At 43.3% G+C, this 23,286-nt stretch carries 19 protein-coding genes; 8 read left to right on the forward strand and 11 right to left on the reverse strand.

Features of this window, described 5'->3' with window-relative positions:
• Positions 1-71 precede the first annotated feature (71 nt).
• Positions 72-1,547 (reverse strand): PAS domain-containing protein, encoded by a 1,476-nt coding sequence (locus BM090_RS15905; RefSeq protein ID WP_177199974.1) that lies wholly within the window; start codon positions 1,545-1,547, stop codon positions 72-74.
• Positions 1,548-1,993: 446 nt separating this feature from the next.
• On the opposite strand from BM090_RS15905, the gene sdaAB reads away from it, so the two are divergent.
• The 3 genes from sdaAB to BM090_RS15920 all read left to right on the forward strand — a co-directional run bounded on the left by sdaAB (position 1,994) and on the right by BM090_RS15920 (position 5,608).
• Positions 1,994-2,671: an L-serine ammonia-lyase, iron-sulfur-dependent subunit beta gene (gene sdaAB, locus BM090_RS15910; protein ID WP_091515767.1), complete on the forward strand. Its 678-nt coding sequence runs from the start codon at positions 1,994-1,996 to the stop codon at positions 2,669-2,671.
• A 38-nt stretch (positions 2,672-2,709) separates the two neighbouring features.
• The gene (locus BM090_RS15915) at positions 2,710-4,170 is read left to right on the forward strand and encodes a TolC family protein (RefSeq protein WP_091515770.1); all 1,461 of its coding nucleotides are present in this window, start codon (positions 2,710-2,712) and stop codon (positions 4,168-4,170) included.
• Positions 4,171-4,237: 67 nt separating this feature from the next.
• Positions 4,238-5,608 carry an efflux RND transporter periplasmic adaptor subunit gene (locus BM090_RS15920; RefSeq protein WP_091515774.1) on the forward strand — a complete coding sequence of 457 codons (1,371 nt, stop codon included), beginning with the start codon at positions 4,238-4,240 and terminating at the stop codon, positions 5,606-5,608.
• Between the two features lie 91 nt (positions 5,609-5,699).
• Here the strand turns inward: BM090_RS15920 and BM090_RS15925 are convergent, their stop codons facing one another.
• The 3 genes from BM090_RS15925 to BM090_RS15935 all read right to left on the reverse strand — a co-directional run bounded on the left by BM090_RS15925 (position 5,700) and on the right by BM090_RS15935 (position 9,436).
• The gene (locus tag BM090_RS15925) at positions 5,700-6,839 is read right to left on the reverse strand and encodes a cystathionine gamma-synthase (RefSeq protein WP_091515777.1); all 1,140 of its coding nucleotides are present in this window, start codon (positions 6,837-6,839) and stop codon (positions 5,700-5,702) included.
• An 82-nt stretch (positions 6,840-6,921) separates the two neighbouring features.
• The gene (locus tag BM090_RS15930; protein ID WP_091515781.1) at positions 6,922-8,439 is read right to left on the reverse strand and encodes a hypothetical protein; all 1,518 of its coding nucleotides are present in this window, start codon (positions 8,437-8,439) and stop codon (positions 6,922-6,924) included.
• A gap of 232 nt (positions 8,440-8,671) precedes the next feature.
• The gene (locus BM090_RS15935; protein WP_091515784.1) at positions 8,672-9,436 is read right to left on the reverse strand and encodes a septal ring lytic transglycosylase RlpA family protein; all 765 of its coding nucleotides are present in this window, start codon (positions 9,434-9,436) and stop codon (positions 8,672-8,674) included.
• Between the two features lie 141 nt (positions 9,437-9,577).
• Here BM090_RS15935 and BM090_RS15940 point away from each other — a divergent pair, with 141 nt between their 5' ends.
• Positions 9,578-9,937, forward strand: a complete 360-nt coding sequence (locus BM090_RS15940) for a DUF3276 family protein (protein ID WP_091515787.1) — start codon at positions 9,578-9,580, stop codon at positions 9,935-9,937.
• A 109-nt stretch (positions 9,938-10,046) separates the two neighbouring features.
• Here the strand turns inward: BM090_RS15940 and purQ are convergent, their stop codons facing one another.
• Both purQ and BM090_RS15950 read right to left on the reverse strand, forming a co-directional pair.
• On the reverse strand, positions 10,047-10,733 hold the full coding sequence (gene purQ / locus BM090_RS15945; RefSeq protein WP_091515790.1) for a phosphoribosylformylglycinamidine synthase subunit PurQ: 687 nt from the start codon (positions 10,731-10,733) through the stop codon (positions 10,047-10,049).
• A 186-nt stretch (positions 10,734-10,919) separates the two neighbouring features.
• On the reverse strand, positions 10,920-13,376 hold the full coding sequence (locus BM090_RS15950; protein WP_245756748.1) for a 3-hydroxyacyl-CoA dehydrogenase/enoyl-CoA hydratase family protein: 2,457 nt from the start codon (positions 13,374-13,376) through the stop codon (positions 10,920-10,922).
• Positions 13,377-13,833: 457 nt separating this feature from the next.
• On the opposite strand from BM090_RS15950, the gene BM090_RS15955 reads away from it, so the two are divergent.
• Both BM090_RS15955 and BM090_RS15960 read left to right on the forward strand, forming a co-directional pair.
• Complete coding sequence (locus BM090_RS15955) at positions 13,834-15,027, forward strand: hypothetical protein (RefSeq protein ID WP_091515794.1); 1,194 nt, start codon at positions 13,834-13,836, stop codon at positions 15,025-15,027.
• Between the two features lie 137 nt (positions 15,028-15,164).
• Complete coding sequence (locus BM090_RS15960; protein WP_091515797.1) at positions 15,165-15,893, forward strand: sulfite exporter TauE/SafE family protein; 729 nt, start codon at positions 15,165-15,167, stop codon at positions 15,891-15,893.
• Positions 15,894-15,978: 85 nt separating this feature from the next.
• Here BM090_RS15960 and gatB read toward each other — a convergent pair whose 3' ends face one another.
• The 4 genes from gatB to BM090_RS15975 all read right to left on the reverse strand — a co-directional run bounded on the left by gatB (position 15,979) and on the right by BM090_RS15975 (position 20,459).
• Positions 15,979-17,430, reverse strand: a complete 1,452-nt coding sequence (gene gatB / locus BM090_RS15965) for an Asp-tRNA(Asn)/Glu-tRNA(Gln) amidotransferase subunit GatB (protein WP_091515801.1) — start codon at positions 17,428-17,430, stop codon at positions 15,979-15,981.
• On the reverse strand, positions 17,400-17,666 hold the full coding sequence (locus tag BM090_RS18200; RefSeq protein WP_143084009.1) for a hypothetical protein: 267 nt from the start codon (positions 17,664-17,666) through the stop codon (positions 17,400-17,402). Before BM090_RS18200 ends, gatB begins: the two co-directional genes overlap by 31 nt.
• Positions 17,667-17,684: 18 nt before the next feature.
• Positions 17,685-19,067 (reverse strand): M16 family metallopeptidase, encoded by a 1,383-nt coding sequence (locus BM090_RS15970; protein WP_091515804.1) that lies wholly within the window; start codon positions 19,065-19,067, stop codon positions 17,685-17,687.
• Positions 19,068-19,133: 66 nt separating this feature from the next.
• Complete coding sequence (locus BM090_RS15975) at positions 19,134-20,459, reverse strand: M16 family metallopeptidase (RefSeq protein WP_091515807.1); 1,326 nt, start codon at positions 20,457-20,459, stop codon at positions 19,134-19,136.
• 190 nt (positions 20,460-20,649) lie between these two features.
• Between BM090_RS15975 and BM090_RS15980 the strand changes: the two genes are divergently transcribed.
• A complete protein-coding gene (locus BM090_RS15980; protein WP_091515810.1) occupies positions 20,650-20,856 on the forward strand; it encodes a YgaP family membrane protein in 207 nt (68 codons plus the stop codon).
• 11 nt (positions 20,857-20,867) lie between these two features.
• On the forward strand, positions 20,868-21,434 hold the full coding sequence (locus BM090_RS15985) for a YeeE/YedE family protein (protein ID WP_091515815.1): 567 nt from the start codon (positions 20,868-20,870) through the stop codon (positions 21,432-21,434).
• An 89-nt stretch (positions 21,435-21,523) separates the two neighbouring features.
• On the opposite strand, the gene BM090_RS15990 is transcribed toward BM090_RS15985, so the two are convergent.
• Complete coding sequence (locus tag BM090_RS15990; RefSeq protein ID WP_091515818.1) at positions 21,524-23,083, reverse strand: Rne/Rng family ribonuclease; 1,560 nt, start codon at positions 23,081-23,083, stop codon at positions 21,524-21,526.
• Between the last annotated feature and the right edge of the window lie 203 nt (positions 23,084-23,286).

The raw sequence follows: 23,286 nt of genomic DNA on the forward strand, positions 1-23,286 counted from the left end.
ATTTGTGGCTGCCTTGTTCATAAAAAAAGGCAGAAAGGCGTACAATAAGGCCAAACGGACAAATAACACGATTAAGGTTTGTTCAGTTTACCGTACTGCTGTAAGTTTTCGGTGCGCTTCACTATGTCTGTGATAGTTTTATCTAATCGTGTAAGTTCGTCGTGTACGTACACCAACATTGGTTCTTCAAGGATAGCATTATTTTTTTCTGCTTCGAATAACTCAAAAACAGCTAAGATAGAAGAAACAGAATTGCGTACTCTGTGCGATTGCTCGTGGGCAATATCAGTAAGCCGTTTTTCCGCGTCTTTGAGTGCCGTAATATCGGTGATGGTGGCAATAATTTGGAAGCGGTTATGCTCGTGGTTGCGTTTGAGTTGGGCGCGTGTAAGCAATTGCCGACGTGTGCCGTCGCGATGTATTACCGCAAATTCGATATTAATAGAAGTTTCGATAGCACTATAATTCAACTGCCAAAATACATTGGCTACACGTTCTTTATATTCGGGAGCAATCACCGAAAAAAACAGATCGCTATTCTCATAAAAATCTTGGGGTGAATAGCCACAAATACCACGACTAGCCTCATTGACATAGATAATGGAGAAGTCGTCAGACCATACCGAACAAATCAAATCATTGACAGAATTTAAAATCTCCTGCAATTTTTCTTTGTATTCCTTGAGGCTTTGCAAATATTCATGTTTTTCGGTTACGTCGCGGCCTACCCATTGCAGTTCTTTGATGTGTCGTTCATTGGATTCATTCAGAATTGGCGCGATTTCCCAATCAATCCATCTTGTTTTGTTCAGAAGCAATGATGTACTGATGATTTTTTGCCCACCATGCAGCCCATCTCTAATGCTTTTTTTGCACAAAACGGCTTGTGCCTCATTCATGAGCTCAAATATGTTTTGGTTAATGATTGATTCTTCAGGCTCACCTATAAATTGAAGAAAGGCTTGATTGATAAACGTACAACGACCGTCCATGCTGGTTCTTACCAAAAAATTGCTACTCGAATCAATGAGCGAACGCAAATAGTTTTTGCGCTGTGTAATTTCTAAGTTACGCTCTTTCAGTTCGTTTTGTGCCAATACTTTTTCGTTGATGTCGATGGCCAATACCAAACGCGCTTGCTTTTCCTTAAAAGTAGTAGCAAAGGAATGTACTTTCACATAAAACACTTCACCCGATTTACGCTTGTGCCTGACTTCACCATCTTTGGAGACGCGTTTGGGCGCATCATTATCAATTAGTTTATGTAAAAGATTGATGTCCTCGGGTGGGCGGATCTGCGTGATCGTCATTTTTTTCAACTCTTGTGCCGAGTAGCCATATTGCTCTGTGGCTACCTTGTTCACGTGCAAAATTTTTAGGGTTTGGGCATCATACAAAAATAGAGGTACAGGCAACTTGTCAAAAAGCTGCTGATATTCTTTTTCTGATGTCTTTATTACTTGATTGTGTTTGTGGATAAAAAAATATAGCACCACAGAAGTAACTAGCACATAACTAATTCCTTTGATACTTTGTACTGCTTGCATAAATTCTGCAGACTCTTCAGCAAAAAAATTATAAATAAAGTTGTCTGAGAAATATATCCAGAAAACGCCAATAACAGCGTATGTGGCTGGTATTACCCAATTGCGAAGATTCATCATGACCTAGCTGATTAGAGTGTGTATTGTTTTAATTAAAGTGGAGAAAATGAGATGTTCGCGTTTTTCATTTGGCTAAAATCGCTAAAAAAAGATAATAGCACAACTATATGTACAACTTAATGTAATTTTTTTTGTTTTAAAAAAAATAAAAAAAATTATAACACTGAAAACCCATATAATTCATTTATCAATATAGAAAGGCCTCTTTTCAGTTAAAATTTCCTTTAATCAATAAAAGCCGTGCGCATTTTGGGCTTTTTCTGATATTTACTTCAAATTTGTGAGTTATACGTTACACCATAATTCACCATATTTTAACACAAGATTGTATGCCAGAAAAAAGCAGCATTTTTGACATGATTGGCCCAGTAATGATTGGCCCTTCGAGTTCGCATACGGCAGGCGTGGTACGCATTGGCCGTGTGGCACGTCATATACTTGGCGCACAGCCCGTAGAGGCACAGATTACATTTTATAATTCTTTTGCCAGCACTTACGAAGGGCACGGCAGCGACCGCGCTATTTTGGCGGGTTTGCTCGACTTCCGCACCGACGACGTGCGTATCAAAAATGCGCTTGATTTGGCCAAAGAAGCTGGTTTGAAATATCAGTTTAAGCCTATCGGGAATGCTTCGACCATGCACCCGAACACCATTAAGTTGCAACTCACTGCCGCCGACGGCAAGCAAGTGGAAGTGGTAGGTGAAAGCAGAGGCGGTGGACTCATTAATATAGCCCAAGTCAATGGCTTTACGGCTAATTTTTCGGCGCAATTGCAAACGCTGATTATTCGCGCCGAAGACAAAAAAGGTGCTATCGCTTTTGTAGCGGATATTTTGGCGCAAGAAGATTGTAACATTGCTACGATGACCGTTTCGCGCAAAGGCCGCAACGATTTGGCTTGCCATTTTATCGAAATGGATTCGGGCATCCGACCACTTACTTTACAATATCTTAGCTCTTTGGCTTGGATTAAAGAAATTACGTACTTGATTGGCCTCGACTAAGGCTTCTGAACATTAGACAAAATCATCTATCATAAAAAATGAAAACCCTGAAACCCCTGTACTTCAGTATTTGTTTGTCGGCTGCCACGTTTTCAGCTTTTGCTCAAACGCCCGCCGCCAACCCCGAAAAGTGGACGCTACAAGCCTGCGTAGATTATGCCTTGCAACACAATTTGCAAGTGAAACAATCGGAACTTACAGCCGAAACCAACCAAAATAATTTGGTGCAGTCTAAGGCTAATATGTTGCCGTCGTTGGCGGGTTCGGCTTCGCATAGTTATAACATTGGTCGTTCGATTGACCCATTTACAAACACGGTCGTACAAAATGAAACGGTTCAATCCAATAGTTTCAATTTGGGTGTAAACATGAACTTGTTCAGTGGGTTTCAGACGCGTAACACCATTGAGCGCAACAAACTTTCTACCAAAGCTTCTGAGTTGGATATTGAAACCAACAAAAACACGATTGCTTTGCAAGTGGTGAGTGCTTATACGCAAATTTTGTTTTCGCAGGAACTTTTGAAAAATGCCCAAACGCAATTGGCCACTTCCAAATCGCAAGTAGAACGCACCGAAAAACTCGTAAAAGCAGGTTCTTTGCCCATGACCAATTTGCTGGATTTGAAAGCACAAATGGCCGCCGATGAACAAAATGTAGTGACTTACGAAAATCAATTGGATATGGCCAAGCTCAATTTGTTGCAATTGCTTCAAAAGCCCGCGACCGAAACCATTGACATTGTAGTTCCGAACGTAGATGCGCCGCAAGAGTCTGTACTTCAGCGCAATGCACAGCAAATCTACGAAGCTGCCGAAAAAACACAACCTCAAATCAAGGCTGCCGAATTGCGTATTCAAAGCTCAGAACGCAATATTTCCATTGCCAAAGGTGGTTATATGCCTTCCCTGAGCTTGAGTGCGGGTGTTTATACGAGTTATTCGAGCATTGCGCAGCGTTATGTTTACGACGGTTCTTTGGTGGAATATCCGACGGGTGCGTATTGGAAAGACCCTGTAAGCGGTTCAAATGTACCTGTGTATAGTGTTACGAGAGGCGGCCACGCTGAAAAATTTGCGTACTTTAAGCAATTGGATAATAACCTTCGTGAAAGTGTTTCTTTTTCGCTGAATATCCCAATTTTCAGTAACTTACAGAACAAAACCAATGTAGCCAATGCCGTGATTAGTCGTCAATCGGCGCGTTATTCGGCAGAAAGCACCAAAAATACGTTGCGCCAAACCATCGAACAGGCGTATTTGGATGCCAAACTTGCCCAAAAGACGTTTACCACAACTCAAAATCAGGTGACGGCTTACCAAGAATCATTCCGTGCCACAGAGCAGCGTTTCAATGTGGGCGCACTCAATTCGGTGGACTACAATCAGGCAAAAAACAACCTGAATAAAGCTGAAACCGACTTGATTCGCAGCAAATACAATTTCATTTTCAAGATGAAAGTGCTTGATTTTTACGAAGGCAAACCGCTTAATTTTTAATTGAAAGAAACGTTTATTTCTTCTCCCAAAGTTTATTTAACTGCTAAAAGATAAAATCTGAAATTCCATGAAAAATTCTAAAAAATGGCTCTATATCTTGGCTGGTCTGGTGGTCGTGGTCATTATAGGGGCTGTTGTGGCCAAAAATAATGGCTGGGTAGGCCAACCCAAAGGCACGGAAGTAACCGTAGTGAAAGTGGGCAAATCCAATATCACAGAACGCGTGAGTGCTTCGGGCAAAATTCAACCAGAAATAGAAGTAAAAATTAGTCCAGACGTATCAGGTGAGATTATCGCACTTTATGTGGCCGAAGGCGATTCGGTGAAAAAAGGTCAATTATTGCTCAAAATTCGCCCCGACAACTACGAGTCTATGCTCGAACGTGCAAAGGCCAGTTTGAGCAGCAGCCGTGCCAGCTTGGCACAAAGTAAGGCTTTGGAGTCGCAGTCGGAAGCACGTTTGCAACGCGTAAAATTGGAATACGAACGCAATCAAAAATTGTATGCTGACAAAGTAATTTCGGATGCGGATATGCAAACCAGCAAATCGAACTACGATGTAGCCGTAGAAGAGTTGGAGTCGGCTAAGCAAAATGTACGTGCAGCGTATTTTAGCGTACAAAGTGCGGAGGCTTCGTTGAAAGACGCTTCGGAAAACTTGCGCAAAACCTCAATTTACGCGCCTGTGGACGGTACTGTTTCTAAGTTGAATGTAGAAAACGGCGAACGCGTAGTAGGTACGTCGCAAATGGCTGGTACTGAGATGCTTCGTTTGGCCAATTTGCACAACATGGAAGTGAAAATCGACGTGAACGAAAATGACATCGTGCGCGTGCATTTGGGCGATACTGCTGACATCGAAGTAGATTCGTACAGCGAACAAGAACGTAAATTTAAAGGCATTGTTACTTTAATTGCTAATACTGCCAAAGATGCTTCTAGCATGGAAACCGTAACGGAATTTGAAGTAAAAGTGCGTATTTTGAGCGAATCTTATTTGGATTTGATTGACAAAAAAACGGGTAATTCGCCATTCCGCCCAGGCATGACGGCCAGCGTGGAAATTATTACAGAGCACCGCAACGGCGTACTTTCTGTGCCATTGGCTGCCGTAACAACGCGTCCGCGTGTTGAGAAAAAAGAGGAAGTGAAAAAAGATGACAACGGCACCACAACCGACGACACACAGAAAAAAGAAGAAGTTGATGAGGTTGTTTTTGTGTGCAAAGACGGTAAAGCCGTGAAAAAAGTTGTAAAAACAGGCATTAGCGACTTTGAAAATATTCAGATTGTCAGTGGCTTATCGGCGGGCGAAGAAGTGATTTCGGGGCCTTTCTTGGAAGTGTCTAAGCACCTGAAAGATGGTGATAAAGTTACCATTAAGAAAGACGAGAAAAAAGGCGAAAAGGAATCGGGCTTTAAAGTCGTGGTGAACTAAGTTGCTTTCTTGTTTTAGAGATAAAAAGTAAAACCTCCCAACTTATCATCAAGTGGGAGGTTTTACTTTTTTATTTATGTATCTAAAAAAATTAGCCAATTGCTTGCGCCAAATCTTCGATAAGGTCTTCCACGTCTTCCACGCCCACACTCAAGCGAATAAGTGTATCGCGTAGGCCGTTTTTCTCGCGTTCGGCTTTCGGGATACTCGCGTGCGTCATGGAGGCAGGGTGCGTACAAAGCGATTCTACGCCGCCCAACGACTCGGCCAATGTAAACAATTTGATAGTTTCCATTACACGGCGTGCCTCGTCAATATCGTCGCCTTTGAGTACAAATGAAACGATCCCGCCAAAGCCGCGCATTTGCTTGCTCGCGATTTCGTGCGATGGGTGCAACGGCAAGCCTGGGTAATAAACGCGTTCTACTTTCGGGTGTGTATCTAAGAAATTAGCGATTTGCGCCGCGTTTTCGCAGTGGCGTTGCATACGCAAATGCAATGTTTTTATGCCGCGCAAAATCAAGAAACAATCTTGTGGGCCGGGTGTTGCGCCGCAGGAGTTTTGGATAAATGCCAAACGTTGTGCCAGAGCTTCATCTTTGACGATAAGTGCGCCCATTACTACGTCCGAGTGGCCAGCCATGTATTTGGTCAGCGAGTGCATGACGATGTCCGCACCCAAATCCAATGGGTTTTGTAAATATGGCGTCGCAAAAGTATTATCTACGGCCAACAGCAAATGGTTAGATTTGGCAATTGCTGCCGCTTCCGCAATACTAATCACGTTCAAAAGCGGATTGGTTGGGGTTTCCACCCAAAGCAATTTGGTATTAGCATTTAAGTTTTTGCGCACTTCGTCCATGTTGTGCATGGGTACGAAATGGAATTTAATACCGAAATCAGCATATATTTTAGTGAAAATACGGTAAGTGCCGCCGTAAAGGTCATTGGCTGCAATTACTTCATCCCCAGGTTTTAACAGTTTAACGACTGCATCAATGGCGGCCATTCCCGACGAAAAACAAAGACCATGTGTTCCGTTTTCTAAGGCTGCGAGGCTGTCTTGTAGGGCTGTGCGCGTTGGGTTGTGTGTGCGCGAATATTCATAACCTTTATGCTGACCTGGTGAGGTTTGGGCATAAGTAGAAGTTTGGAAAATCGGTGTCATTACCGCGCCTGTGCTGGGGTCTGGGTGTACGCCCGCATGGATGGCTTTGGTTGCAAATTTCATAAAAAAAATGTGTTAAGTCTTGATAAAACCACTTGAGCCGCAAAGATATAAGGTTTCGGGGAGTTTTTATCCTCAAAAAACGTTAGTCTTTATATTGATATGCGCCAATATCTGGGTGGTCGAGTGGACGTGCGTTGCCTGCTTTGTCGGTTTGGAGCAATGTGCGAAGATTCACATCAAGAACAGGTATTTGATTTAATTGTTCCCCGCCCTGATATGCCAAACGCGGCTTGCCTACTATTGTTTCGAGGCTGTCTATCCCGAAATTATATTTTTTTGCATTTCTGAACGAATAACTTTTTTCTATCAGAAAGTTGCCGTTTGTATCGAAAGTTTGTGTCTGATTGTTGCGTTTGCTGCGTATGACATTGTGTTCGGTGTGCACATTGCTGTTTGGCAAAATATTGCTTTGATACGACCCAAAAATAAGTTCTTCAGCTTGATTGCCAGAAATGATATTGTTAAAAAGTTTGACCGTTGGATAATTGGTTTGTGTGTAAAGCACGCCGCTTGCCTCATCTTTATAAAAGTCATTGAAGCCTACGGCTGGTGTTTTGCGTTGAAAACTTATGTTGTTGCTGAAACCCAACGTGTTGTGGTATAGCTCGTAATGGCCGCCCATCAGACCCGCGAACAAATATTGCGCACAATCCGTAATTTCGTTGTTCCACGCGAACACGGCACCGCCAAAGCTCCAAACTCCCGAACCCGACATATTACGGATTTCGGTATTTGAAATTTGTAACGTAGCGCGTAGCGAATCGGTCGGCAAATTGACTTGTACGCCGTGCAAGCCGTTATGCAAAATGGCATGGTCTATCACGCCCAACGCATTTTCCAGCAACACGATAGCACCCCATTGGTCAGGTTGATTTTTGTAGGCTACTTCCAAACGCGTGCCTGTAAACGTAACAGGCTGATTGGCAGTTCCTAATAAAAGTATAGTTCCTTCTACAAAAATATTTACACTTTTGAAACAATGCACGATTGCCCCAGCATCTACCGTCAGCGTGCAGCCTTTCGGAACGTACAAATGATTGTATAAAACGGTTGGTTTGGTGGCTGTTAGGTGCGTGCCGTCGGCGATTTCGTAGTATAAAAAGCCGTTATCGTTTTGGGTGTAACGGTAGTAAGTGGCATTTTGTCCCCACGCCAAAAGTTTTACTTCTTGCGTTTGATTTTCTAATACAAATTGTAGTGTATTCTCGATGATAAACGGACTGTTTTCGGCGGTCGCGCTTACGTTGGCTTCCACGAGTACCAAAATGCTGTCGCCGCCTTTAATTTCGATGTCATTTACCACTTTGCCGCCTTTTTGTCCGTTTACGGTGATGGAGTAAGGGGAGGCGTTGCCTTCAGCGATTTGCACGGAGCTAATCACCACCGCGTTTTTGTTCGGGTTATAAACCTTCATGCGTCTGGTTGCCGTGCGCATTTGCGTAAAAACGGTATCGAACAGAATCGTATCTTCAGAAAAACGTAGGCTTTTTTCGGGCGAATGCGTGATGATTTCGTCTTGTGGCTGACAGTTGGCCAATAGCAACAAAAAGCCCATGCAGGCCAAGCCCAAAAATTGTTTGATGATGGTTTTGATATTCATAAAATGAATTGAATTACGGCAACTTTTATACCAAACGCCTAACTTGTCATTTTATTGAAAAAATATCTTGCAGCAATAAAATTTGAGACAAGGGCATTGTTTTTGGTAAAATTCAACTTGCAAATAAACGTGTTTTTGCCAACAAACAACACAGTGAGTTAATAATAAATCACAGGTTATAAAGGCGACTGAATTTGCTTTTTATGTGAATAAACGAAAGATTATCAGTAGTTTATAAATGTTTTTTCACAAAACCATCGTAGCCGAGTTTTTTATATTTATCTAAGTCGGCTTCGGCGTGTTCGCGGCGAGCGTATTCGCCCAATACCACGCGGTACGTTTTAGCTCCTTTTGTCCAACCTACCTGAATATAGGCATCAGAAACGCCTTTGTTGATGACGGCTTTGCAGTCTGCTTTGGCCGTTTCCAAATTGTCGTAAGAGCCGATTTGCACGCCAAAACCCATTGGTTCTTTTTCTGTTCCCCAAAGGCTAAAGGTTTTGCCCGTTCCGAAACCGCCGTTTCCGTTTGGGTTGGCTACCAAAATGCCCTTCGGTTTGGGTAATGCTTTGATGACGTTGGGGGCTGGCGTTGCTTTTTTGTCTTTCTTAGGGTCTTTGCTGGTAATTTTGCCTTCATTGCCCACTACTTCTATTTTTACCTTTCCGCTTCCTTGTCGGATAAGGCCAATATCTGTGGCGGCACGCTTGGACAAATCCAAAACACGCTTGCGGGCATGAGGCCCTCTATCATTTACGCGCACAATCACCGATTTGCCGTTGGCCAAATTCGTTACCTTGAGCATGGTGTTGAAAGGGTGCGTGCGGTGGGCTGCGGTATAGGCATACATATTGAATTTTTCGCCATTGGAAGTGCGCCTACCGTGAAACTTATCGGCATAGTACGAGGCCATACCTGTTTGGGGGCGTTTATTATTTCCGCCAGCCCACGCAAATGTCAAGCTACAAAGCCAAAATATCCAAATAGTAAACTTCATGGTTATAAATGGGTTAAGTGGTAATATATTTAACAACAAAGCAAACCGATTGCAAATTTCCTTAAAAATCAAGGGTATTTATTTTGAAATCTGGTTTTGCTTACTAATTTTACTCTCCATTAACATTTTAAAAACAACGTTGTGGAAAGAAAAAAATTTCAGGATAAAAACGAGGTGTACTCGCACCGTCTGAAAGCGGGGAAAAGAACTTATTTTTTCGACGTTAAAGCCACAAGGCACGGCGATTATTTCATTACGATTACTGAAAGCAAAAAAGTTCCGAAGGATGACGGCGAAGGCTTTTTCTATGAAAAGCACAAGATTTTTTTACAGAAAGAAGATTTTCTTCCGTTTATGGAGGGTTTGCAGCAGTCCATTGACCATGTCAAGACACTGATGCCAGATTATGATTTCGCCCGTCAACCAGACCGCTATTCTTCCGAAGAAAACAACGCTGGTTACAGCACAGATAATAACGATACAGAATTACGCTGGGAATAGTCGTTTCATTCCAGCCGCTCTAAAACAATTAGTTAGAGACCTTTATAAACCATAAAGGTCTCTTTTTTGTTCCAGAATTGCTATATTTTTTTTTATTTTCTTGAAAAAATTAGGCTAAAACCGAAAGCACAGATTCAAAAATAGCGCGTCCGTCGGTGTTGCTAAGTGCCGCCGAAGTAGCTCTTTCGGGGTGTGGCATCATACCAAACACGTTACGGCCTTTGTTGCAAACGCCTGCAATGTTATCAATCGCACCGTTTGGATTAAATTCCTCAGCTACAACGCCTTGCGCATCGCAATACTGAAATAAAATTTGGTCGTTGGCTTTTAGCTCTTCGATTACCTGCGTGGAAGCAAAGTAACGGCCTTCGCCATGTGCAATCGGAATTTTGTAAGCTTGTGCGGCAAGTCCCTGCGTGATAGCCGTCTGGAACGTGGCAGGTTTGATGTACACATTTTTACAAATAAATTGTTGGCTGTTATTGTGTAACAATGCACCTGGGACAAGTCCTGCTTCTGTCAGAATCTGAAACCCATTGCAAACGCCCAACACGTAGCCACCACGATTCGCATGCGCAATCACCTCTTGCATGATAGGCGAAAAACGCGCAATCGCACCCGAACGCAAATAATCGCCATAAGAGAAGCCCCCTGGAAGTACCACAAAATCGCAGCCTTGCAAGTCAGTGTCTTTGTGCCAAAGTTGCACGACTTCTTGTTGTAAATCGTGGCGCAAAGAATGCACCATGTCTGCATCGCAGTTAGAACCCGGAAAAACAATTACGCCAAATTTCATAAGAAGATGATTATAAAAAATTTAAGCCACGAAATTACACACAGTTCGGGCGGTAAACAATAAAAATTTGATTGTTGTGTTGCTTGTGGTCGTTTTTTGTAAAATGTAGTTTTTTTATATAAAAATTCAGGCTGTGTTCAACGTGAACACAGCCTGAAAAAATCAAAACACAATAAACAATATAAATTAGTTGCGGATTACTTTGCCGCCATTCAAAAGGCTTTGGATACGTTCCAATGTTTTGCGTTCGCCAGAAAGCGACAAGAACGCCTCACGCTCCAAGTCCAATAAGTATTGTTCGGTTACTAATTGCGGATAAGACAAATCGCCACCCGAAATCACATAAGCGAGTTTCTCGGCTACTTTTTGGTCGTGTTCCGAAATGTAACGTCCCATGCGCATCGCGTTGATACCTGCTTTGAAAAGCGCGATACCTGCTTTGCCTTGTACTTTGATATCGGTGCGTTGTTTTGGTTGTGTATAACCAGCGTTAGCCAAATCCAATACAAATTCTTTCGCATCACGAATCTGACGAGAAAGGTTCGTAGAGATACGGTCGCCACGACGCAAAATGTTCATGTCGAACGCCTCGTTAGCCGAAGTAGCCACTTTAGCCGTCGCGATGTTCATAAACGCATTTTGCAAACGGTTCAATTCTGGGTCGCCAGTTTCTACGGACGAAGAAACGCGCAAAGCCATTTCTTTTGTACCGCCACCAGCAGGGATAAGACCTACGCCCAATTCCACCAAACCGATATACGTTTCGGCTGCTGCTTGTACGCCGTCTGCGTGCATCGTGAACTCGCAACCACCGCCCAAAGTAAGGCCGTGTGGTGCAACTACCACTGGTACAGACGAATAACGCGCACGCATTACCGTATTTTGGAACTGGCGAATCATCATGTCCACTTCGTCGTATTCTTGCTCAACAGCAAACATAAACAACATGGCCAAGTTAGCACCCGCCGAGAAGTTAGAACCTTGATTACCAATTACCAAACCTCTGTAGCTCTTTTCAGTCAAAGAGATTGCTTTGTTTACGCCTTCGATTACTTCCGCGCCCAACGTGTTCATTTTGGTATGGAATTCCACGCCCAAAACGCCGTCGCCCAAATCGAAAATCGTAGAACCTGCATTGCCCCATACTTTGTTGGTGCTGCGCAAGTTGTCCAAAATAATGAAGTTTTCAGTACCTGGGATACCTTTGTACGATTTGGTAGCTACGTCGTAGAACTTGCGCACGCCACCTTCTACTTTGTAGAATGAAGTGTGACCAGCTGCTAACATTTCCGTAACCCAAGCCGCAGGTTTTTTGCCCAAAGCCGTCATGATTTCGATAGCTTTCGCCACGCCAATTGCGTCCCATTTCTCGAATGGACCTACTTCCCAACCGAAACCAGCACGAAGTGCATCGTCAATTTTGTAAAGCTCATCAGAAATTTCTGGAATGCGGTGCGAAACGTATTGGAACAAACCAGCAAACATTTGTCTGTAAAATTCGCCTGCTTTGTCTTGGCCTTTTACCAACACTTTGAAGCGGTCTTTTACAACTTCAATTGTTTTAGTAAGCTCCAATGTTGCGAATTTCACTTTACCCGCAGGGGCATATTCTAATGTTTTGAGGTTAAGGCTATGAATTTCTTTCGCGCCATTTGCCCCAACTGTTTTCTTGTAGAAACCTTGTTTGGTTTTGTCGCCAAGCCATTTGTTCGCTTCCATTTGCTTCAAAAATTCAGGCAACACGAAAATGTCGCGTGATTCGTCGTTTGGAAGAGCTGCGTACAAGTTGCTGGCCACTTTCGTAAGTGTGTCCAAACCAACCACGTCCGAAGTACGGAAAGTAGCCGATTTAGCGTGTCCGATTACAGGACCAGTGAGTTTGTCCACTTCGTCGATGGTCATATCAAGGTCTTGCATAATCTTGATTACTTCCATGATGGCATAAACGCCCACGCGGTTAGCGATGAAAGCAGGCGTATCTTTACACAAAACGGTTGTTTTGCCCAAGAAACGGTCGCCGTAGTGCATCAAGAAATTAACCACTTCTGCATCAGTGTGAGGCGTAGGGATAATTTCGAGCAAACGCAAATAGCGTGGAGGGTTGAAGAAGTGAACACCGCAGAAGTTTTTCACGAAATCTTCCGAACGGCCTTCCGCCATCAAATGAATCGGAATACCAGAGGTGTTAGAAGTAATTAGTGTACCTGGTTTGCGGTATTTTTCTACTTGTTCAAAAACAGTTTTTTTGATAGCCAAGTTTTCTACTACTACCTCAATTACCCAATCCGAATTGGCAATGTCTTTCATGTTGTCTTCGAAGTTGCCAAGCGAAACGCGGCTTGCAAACGAAGCATGATACAAAGGATTTGGGTTTGATTTTACGGCAGAAGTGAAAGCGTCCGTAACAATGCGGTTACGCACTGCTTTATCGTTTACAGTAAGGCCTTTCGCTTTTTCTGCGTCGTTTGGTTCTTTTGGTGCAATATCTAAAAGTAATACTTCTACACCAACGTTGGCCAAATGGCAAGCGATGCGGCTGCCCATTACGCCCGAACCCAAAACGGTTGCGCGGCGAATACGGCGTTGTGAGGCTGGAATTACAGCAACATTGGAAGTTGCTGGTGAAGCAAAAGTCATGTCCATAATATAAATGATGTATTTTGGTTTCGGGTGTTAAATTTAACTGAACAAAGATAGTTAAAAAATAATTGGGTGGTAATTTTTTTTGAAATATTTTTTTTATTGTTGATATTGAGCATATTACAAAACATTATTTGTACTCGTATAGCTTAACAAATATTCCACAAGTATTGTATTTTTTTTATAAACCTTGTATTTGCGACAGCCCACGCCACCAACTTTTGAAATGTAACACGATTGGCTAATAACGTTTGGTTGGCCTTACATTGTCAAATTTTATTTTTGCCAAATAATTATATGGTTACAACAAAAATGAACAATTATAAATTTTGTATTGGGTGTGTTTTGTATTTTTCTTGTTCGGCTTTTTAATTACATTTGAGCTAAAGCACCCACACCAAGCCAAAAGCCCAACGACTTTTATTTTATATACGTTCTTTTCCTTTGTTTACTTGATTTTATGATTCCTCCAATCAGACAAAACTACAACGAGCAATTTACCGACGAAAAGTATCAGGCTTTGCGCCAATGGCTTTACGCGCCTTACAACTACGAAATTGAATTTCGCATTGCCGAAACGCCCGTTTTCATTCCCAAAGCCCTGACCGACCACGTGGTAAAGGCTTGTGATGAAATTATTGACGTAATCGTGCGTCCAGACTTTAAGCAAATCACCCAAAAAGCCGTTCCCGAAGGCCTTTTTGTGCCCAACGAAGACGAACATACGCTTTGTTTGGCCATAGATTTTGCCATTTGTCAGGACAAACAAACTGGCGAACTGATTCCGCAACTGATTGAATTACAGGGATTCCCGTCGTTGTATGCGTTTCAGCAGTTCATTGCGTTGGGCTATCGCAAATTTTTTGATATTCCGCCGCAACTTGATTATTTGTTCGGAGGCCTGACGGCCGAAAGCTACGTGGAACTGTTGCGCGAAGTGTTTCTGGGCAAACACGCCGTTGAAAATGTGATTTTGTTGGAGGTGGAACCCGAAAAACAAAAAACCAAAGTCGATTTTTATTGCACCCAAGACTATACAGGCATCAAGCCCGTGTGCATTACGGAAGTGATACGCGAAGGCCGCAAGCTTTATTATATGCGCGATGGCGTCAAAACGCCGATTTACCGCATTTACAACCGCGTGATTTTTGATGAGTTGAGCCGCCGCACGGATTTAGATTTGCAGTTTAACCTCACCGAAGATGTAGATGTGGAATGGGCAGGCCATCCGAACTGGTTTTTCCGTATCAGCAAATACACGTTGCCGTTCCTGAAAAGCCGCTATGTACCCGAAACCAAGTTTTTGAGCCAGTACACGGAATATCCGCAAGACCTCGAAAATTATGTACTCAAGCCGTTGTTTTCGTTTGCGGGTGTGGGCGTGATTTTCAATGTTACGCAAGCTGACATCGACGCAATTGCCGACAAGGAAAATTATATTTTGATGAAAAAAGTAGAATACGCGCCTGCGCTACATTCGCCAGACGGAGACATCAAAACCGAATTGCGCATGTTGTTCATTTGGAAAGATGGCGATGCGCGTCCGACACTGGCCACGAGTTTGGTAAGGCTTGGCCGCGCCGACCTGATGGGCGTGCGTTACAACAAAGATAAAACGTGGGTTGGCGGCTCGGCTGCTTTCTTTGAAAAATGAAATTTTTGAGAAAATAACACGAAATGAACGAAATAGGTATGTGGTAGCCACGTACCTATTTTTATTGGCATTAGTAACATATAGTAAAAAGTGTACCTTTACTTTTTAGAGAAAAAGGACTTTTTGTAAAAAACGCGATGTTTGAGAAATATTATTTGTTTGTGCTGCTGGCACTCATTTCAGAAATTATCGGGACTACTTCGGGTTTTGGTTCGTCTATTTTGTTTGTGCCCATAGCGTCCATGTTTTTTGATTTCAAAACCGTGTTAGGCATTACGGCGGTGTTTCATGTGTTCAGCAATTTGTCCAAAATCGCGCTGTTTAAGCAAGGAATCCAGAAAGACATTGCCTTGAAATTGGGGATTCCTGCGGTGGTTTTTGTGATAATTGGCGCGTGGCTTACGGCGTATTTGCCCGTCAAGTACATGGAATTGGGTATGAATTTCGCGTTGGCTCTTTTGTCTATTTACCTGATTATCAATTTCAATAAAACCATTGAGCAAACAAACTCCAATCTGTATTTGGGTGGTGTGGCTTCGGGCTTTTTGGCGGGTGTGGCTGGCACAGGCGGAGCTATTCGAGGAATTACTTTGTCGGCTTTTCATTTGCCCAAAGAAATATTTATTGCTACGTCCGCACTCATAGATTTGGGGGTGGACAGCAGTCGCGCGGTGGTGTATGTGGCCAATGGTTATTTTCAGAAAGAATACATTGTGCTCATTCCTGTACTGATTGGCGTGAGTGTGTTGGGGAGTTATTTGGGTAAACTTATCCTGCAACGCACTTCGGAAAAGGCGTTTCGCTACATCGTGTTGGCTGTGATTGTATGCACGTCGGCGTTTCAGATTTTGAAACTTTTGCACTAAAAATAAAAAGCCTATAAGTGTCTGATTTTACTTATAGGCTTTTTATTTAATGAATTTGTATTATAAATATTGTAAAATTAGATTTTTAAGCATTGTTCAAGGCTTCTTCCATGAGCTTGTTGGCTACTTTCGGGTCGGCTTTTCCTTTGGTGGCTTTCATCAAATCGCCCATAAACATTCCCAAAATCCCTTTTTTGCCGCCTTTGTATTCGGCTACTTTTTGCGGGTATTTCGCGATGATTTCGGCAATAATTGGCGTAAGCGAATCGGCGTCACCCTCTTGCAACACGTTGAGTTTTTCGGCAATGGCCAAAGGCGCGTCCGAATTTTCAAGCATGGCAGGGAATATTTTTTGTGCGCCTACCGTGTGGCTCACTTTGCCGCTTTCGATGAGTGCAATCAAATCGGCCAAACGTGCCGCACTAATCGGGAAGTCGTTGATGTGCAAAGTTCTTTCGTTCAAATACGATTTTACAGCACCCGTTACCCAGTTAGAAGCCATTTTGTAGCTGCTCGTATGGCGGCAAACTTCATCGAAATATAAAGCGATTTCTTTGCTGTCTGTCAATACGTTAGCATCATATTCTGACAAACCAAATTGTGCCGTAAACTTCTCGAACAATTCGGCTGGCAGGCTTGGCATTAGTGCTTTGATGTCGGCAAGCCATTGGTCAGAAACTACGATTGGTTGCAAATCTGGCTCAGGGAAATAGCGGTAATCGTTCAGATTCTCTTTGCTGCGCAAGCTGTACGTTTCGCCAGTGGTGGCATCGAACATACGCGTTTCGGATACAATCGTCTGGCCTGCTTCCGCCAATACAATTTGACGGTCAATTTCGTGTTCGATGGCGCGTTGTACGTTGCGGAAAGAGTTCATGTTTTTCACTTCCACTTTGTTGCCAAACTTGGTAGTGCCTACGGGCATAATCGAAATGTTGGCATCGCAACGCAACGAACCTTCTTCCATGTTGCCATCGCAAATTTCCAGATAGCGCACCAATTTGCGTACTTCGTTCAGGTAGGCGTAAGCCTCATCCGAATTGCAAATTTCTGGCTCTGAAACAATCTCGATAAGCGGCACGCCTGCGCGGTTAAGGTCAATCAACGATTCAATTTCGCCAGCCAAGTGCATAGACTTGCCCGCATCTTCTTCCATGTGAATGCGCGTAAGTTGTACATTTTTGGTAGAACCGTCTTTTAGCTTAATAGGCACGTGTCCGCCCACACAAATCGGCGTTTTATCTTGGGTGATTTGGTAGCCTTTTGGCAAGTCTGGATAAAAATAATTTTTACGGTCATAGAAATTGTAACGCGTAATGGCCGAGTGGCACGCCAAACCCATTTTGATAGCGTATTCAACTACTTTGCGGTTGCTGCGCGGCAGCGTACCAGGGTGTGCCAACGTAATAACACTAATGTTGGTATTGGGCAAATTGCCGAACTCTGTGGAGTCTGTGGAATAGGCTTTACTTGCTGTAAGCAATTGAGCGTGAACCTCTAAACCTATCACGACGGTATATTTTTCTCTTGCAGACATTGATGTTGATTTTGATGCGTTTGGGTAAGGTTTACAGCCGCCGCAAAGGGGTGTACTTTGCTTATAAAGCACTGTATTTTATCCGAACCGCAAATATACAGATTGTTTGGGATTGTGTAGGCCGCTTTCAGGCTTTTTTTGTGGGCATATTGGCCGATTTTGGGGTATAATTTTCCCGAAAAAACAAAAACGAGGTACACCGACACGCCGCCGATGTACCTCGTTTGTATTTTCATTTCTACCAAAAGCAACGATTAAAAACCGTCTGTTTTGATGTCTTTTTCCGAATACTTTCCGTACTTTTTCACTTTCTCGCGAATCTCTGAGCCTTTGCCCGTCAGTACGAATTGCAAATTATTTTTAGGGAAATATTTAGCAATAATTTCTTTGGCGCGTTCTGGCGTGATAGCGTCCACATCGCGTTGGAAATTGTTAATTACCGACTCATCAAAGCCATAAATATACATTTCCGTTAGCAAATCTGCCAACGCACCCGACGTTTCGTAAGTAGGCGGATAGTTGCCTTTCACGTAGTTTTTGGCTGAGTTCAAAATTTCCTGATTCACACCGTGTTTGTGCAAACTGTCCAACACGTCTAAGGCCATATCTATCGCCTCGATGGTCGTTGAGTTTTTGGTAAATGTCGAAATCTGGAACGTACCCGCATACTTCAGTCGGTCGAAACGGCTATTTGCACCGTATGTCAAGCCCGAATTTACGCGCAACGCATCATTGAGCCACGAGGTGAAACGGCCTCCCAAAATCGTGTTAATTACTTGTATGCCAACATAATCTGAGTTGTTGCGCGTTACGCCTTTGCCGCCAATGCGGAACGTAGTTTCGCGGGCATCGTCTTTGTTTACCAACAAAATGCGGCTTTCCGTAAAGTCCAAATTCGGTGTTCCCAAATTCAGTTTAGTTGGTTGGCTGCTTGGTTGCCAAGTGCCAAACAAAGCCGTAATTTCTTTGAGCATGGCTTTAGCCGAAAAATCGCCCACCACCGCAATGGCCGTTTCGGTCGGTGCGTATTCTTTGCCATAAAATTGCTTTACGTCCTGCACCGTGATTTTGCTCACTGTGCCTTCCGAACCCGTTACAGGCGTGCCGTAAGGGTGCGAACCGTACATAAACGCATTGTAATACGAGCCGATTACCTCGCGCGGACTTTCTTTTTGTTGCTTGAGTTGAGCCACAAGGCGTGTTTTGTGTTTGTCAAATTCTTGTGCATCAAACACAGGATTGACCAACACATCGTGCAGCATATCAAGCACTAAGGCTTGGTCTTTCTTGGCAAACGAAGCCGAAATTTCGGACGCTTCCTTGCCCGCACCAGTGGCCAATTCTGCACCCACAAACTCCAATTTTTCTTCGATTTGCTCTTTGCTGTATTTTTTTGTGCCAAACAAAAGCGCGTCGGCAGTCAGGGCGGCCAAGCCGTAACGGTTGCCGTCTTTCACAGACCCCGCCGTTACCGCTACCGAAACATTGACCATCGGCACTTCGTGTTGCTCCATCAAATAAACGGTAAGGCCGTTTTTGAGTTTTGTTTTTTGGTAAGCAGGCAATTTGAATGACTGCGCCCAAAGGCTTTGTTGCGCCGTAAACAACAACATCGCCATGACAAATATTTTTTTCATCGGATTGAAATATTCGATTTTGAAATTTTTTAAATCAAGAATAAATAACAGAAAACCAGCGACTTATTATTCTTTGTCGGCTGGTGTTTCGGGCAGCAAATAGCCGACCGTACGGTTATTTTTGGTAAAATATTTTTTGGCTACGCGCTGAATGTCCTCTTTTGTAACTTTTTGGTAAAGCGCAGGCGCATCAAACATTTTCTTGTAATCCCCAAAAAACACTTCGTAAGTACCCAAGTTGTTGGCTTTGCCGTTGATGGTTTCTAATTGATGATAAAAAGCCACCAATTTTTGATTTTTCACTTTCTGTAATTCGTCTGCCGTTATGCCGTTTTTCTTGATTTTCTCAATTTCCCCTAACATTGCTTTTTCCAATGTATCAGGCGCAACGCCGTCGGCCACCACGCCATATACAAAGAAAAGTGTCGGGTCGAAACTTTCGGGCATATACGTGAACAGCTCTGTGGCTAATTCTTTATCAAAAACCAACGATTTGTTCAGACGCGACGAGTTGCCAGCCGACAAAATGCTATTGAGCAAATCCAATGCGTAATAGTCTGCGTTGCGCGTTTCGGGTACGTGATACGCCAACAACACATTCGGAGAACTTACGTCTTTGTGTACGAGCAAACGACGTTCGCCATTTTGCGGCGGCTCTACCGTGCGCAAAGCAGGCGGCGGCGTGTTGGCTGGAATTGGCTCTAAATATTTGGCAGCCAATTGTTTTACTTCCGCCAACGTTACATCGCCGCTAATAACCACGGTACAGTTATTGGGGGCGTAATAAGTACGGAAATAGCGTTCCAAATCTTTCTTTGTCCAGCTTTTAATGTCTGATTCGTAGCCAATTACGGGAATCATGTACGGATGTTCCGTGAAGGCCACTGAGTTCAGTGCCTCGCTCAACATGTTGAAATTGTTGTTTTCAAGGCCTGTGCTGCGCTCCGAAAGCACTACACCGCGTTCGCTTTCCACCATCGCCGAATCAATGTTCAGATGCCCAATGCGGTCAGCTTCCAAATCAAAAATTGTTTCGAGTGCTTTGCCCTGAAACCAATCGGTATAAACGGTTACGTTTTCGGTGGTGTAAGCGTTGTTAGAACCGCCATTTGCTTCCATGACGCGGTCAAACATCTTAGGGCCATATTTTTTTGAGCCGTTAAACATCATGTGTTCGAAGAAGTGCGACAGCCCCGTAATGCCGTGTACTTCGTTGCGCGAACCCACGCGCCAGAACAAATACATATTGGCGTTGGGAATGGAATGGTCTTCCAACACCATGATTTTCATGCCGTTTTTGAGGGTAAAAGACTTCACGTCTTCGGCTTTGTTTTGGGCTTGCACGGAAAGCGTCCCGCAGAGCAAACCTGCCAACAGTAGTTTCTTAATCATTTTGAAAAGATTAGATAAGTAAAACCAAAGCGGCAATTTAGAAATCCACTGCCCCAAAACAAAACAGATTGGGATAAATGGTATGGACAGAATAATTCAAATCTTTTTTTTGCTATAAATTGAATATTTTTTATACCTTCGTAATAGTGTTTTTTCTATGCATATTTAACAATTAAAAAATACTTTACTTATGAAAGCAAACATGGGGTTAGTTGACCGCGGTATTCGCATTGCGGTTGCTTTAGTAATCGCGACTTTGTCGTTTACGCACGTGATTGAAGGTACACTGGAAATTATTTTACTTGTTTTTGGGTTTGTATTTGTACTTACAAGTTTGGTTAGTTTTTGCCCGCTTTATACTATTTTTGGCATTAACACTTGTAAAGTCAAAAAATAATACTTTAAAAAATGATAGATTGGCTTCGCTCGCCTTGGCCGTGGTATGTGGCTGGTCCTGCTATCGGGCTTACTGTTCCCGCCTTATTGTTGTTGGGTAACAAAACTTTCGGGATTTCCTCGTCACTGCGGCACTTATGCGCGGCTTGTGTTCCTGCCAAAATAAGTTTTTTCCAATACGATTGGCGCAAAGAACGCTGGAATTTAAGTTTTGTATTGGGCATCACGCTGGGAGCTTTTATTGCATCTTGGTTGTTGGTTTCGCCTGATTATCAGATGGGCATTGCACCTGATTTGCGCGAAGAATTGGCCAGTTATGGCCTTTCCCAAAATCCTGATGTGTTGGCACAGCAACTTTTTGGCCTGTCCAATTTGCTGACAATCAGAGGGTTGTTAATGATGGTTGGTGGTGGATTTTTGGTGGGGTTTGGCACGCGTTATGCGGGCGGCTGCACGTCTGGCCACTCCATTAGTGGCATTGCCAATTTGCAATGGCCGTCTTTGGTGGCTACCATTTGTTTTATGCTTGGCGGAATCATTGTGGCAAATTTTGTACTGCCGTTTATTCTGCAACTCTAAGGCGTTTTGATTCTTGAAAAATAAAAAAGCCTCCGTAACACATTGGATTACGGAGGCTTTACATTTCATTGGCAGGCTATGCGATTCGACTAACTTATTTCGATCTGCTCGCCTTGTTTGTTGATAAACTTAAAGTCTGTAACACCTAAAGACGTATCTTCTACTACTTTTATCCAAGTGTGGTATCTAAAAAGCCACTGTACTTGTCTGGAGAAGAATCCTTTGGTGTAATAAGAATACAAAAACGGGTGCATACGGACGGTGAGTCCTTTTTCGTTTTGTTTACCAACGATAAATTCAATGTTTTGTTCTATCAGGTCAGCAACCAAGATACTGGCCGATATTTTCCCGGTGCCGTTGCACGTAGGGCAGGTTTCGAGTGTGATAACATTCATTTCGGGGCGCACGCGTTGTCGGGTGATTTGCATGAGTCCAAATTTGGACAGAGGCAAAACCGTAAACTTGGAGCGTTCTCCCTGCATTTCGGTTTTCATTTGTTCATAGATAAGGCGTTTGTTCTCAGCCTTTTTCATGTCTATGAAGTCAATAACAATGATACCGCCCATATCGCGCAAGCGCAGTTGTCGGGCTATTTCGCGAGCAGCTTCTTTGTTGGCATTAAAGGCCGTCGTTTCTTGGTCTTCCGCTTCGGCTTTGTTGGCACTGCTGCCGCTGTTCACGTCAATTACGTGCAATGCTTCGGTGTGTTCTATAATCAGGTAACCGCCACTTGGCAGGCTTACCGACTTCCCAAAGAGTGTTTTGAGTTGTTTCTCTATACCGGCAGCCTCAAAAAGTTTGGCTTTACCAGTATGCAAGCGCACTATTTTTTCTTTGTCGGGGGCGAAGTTGCGAATGTAGTTTTTGACCTCGTCATAAATTTCTTTGCTATCTACCGATACGCCGTCAAAACTTTCGTTTAACAAATCTCGTAGCATAGAAGAAACGCGGTTCATTTCGCCGATTACCTTGTCGCGAGGGCGAGCCGTGCGCAACAAGCCAAATCCTTCTTCCCATTTTTGTACCAAATTGCTCAAATCTTTGTCCAATTCGGCTACGTCTTTTCCTTCGGCTACGGTGCGAATAATTACGCCAAAATTATCTGGCTTAATGGATTGCATCAGGCGCGAAAGGCGTTGACGTTCTTCTTTGCTGGTTATTTTTTTGGAAATACTGATAGCGTCCGAAAAGGGCACTAACACTATGTACCGACCAGCCAGAGACAACTCGCAGGAAAGGCGAGGCCCTTTTGTTGAGATAGGTTCTTTGATGACTTGCACCAATACCTGTTGGCCTTTGCTCAACACTTGCGTCATGTTGCCCAATTTCTCAATTTCTGGCTCATATTTGAAGCCGTTGAGTTTGTGCGTAGCCGCTTTGTTGCTTTGCGAATTTTTCAGAAACTTGTTGAGCGAACGAATGTTAGGCCCCAAATCCTGATAATGCAAAAAGGCATCTTTCTCATGGCCGATGTCCACGAAAGCCGCATTCAGCCCTTTGGACACCTTCCGTACCACGCCCAGATAAATGTCGCCTACCGTGAAGGTATTGCCATTTTCTTCTACGTGATACTCAATTAGTTGCTTGTTTTGTAAGAGAGCAATTCTATCACCTTTTTGAGTAGAACTGATTAGCAATTCGTTGCTCAAATTCGTAGCGATTTAGAATGAACGGGAATAAAACAGTAAAATGATAGCCATGCAATAAAGCATTACACAGCTATCATTTAGTATAGTATAAGACAACTATTTTTTCTTGTGTCTGTTTTTTCTCAAACGCTTCTTTCTCTTGTGTGTAGCGATTTTGTGTCTTTTTCTTTTTTTACCGCAAGGCATAATTTGTCCTGTTTTGA

It is taken from the genome of Flexibacter flexilis DSM 6793 (assembly GCF_900112255.1).
GTDB lineage: Bacteria > Bacteroidota > Bacteroidia > Cytophagales > Flexibacteraceae > Flexibacter > Flexibacter flexilis.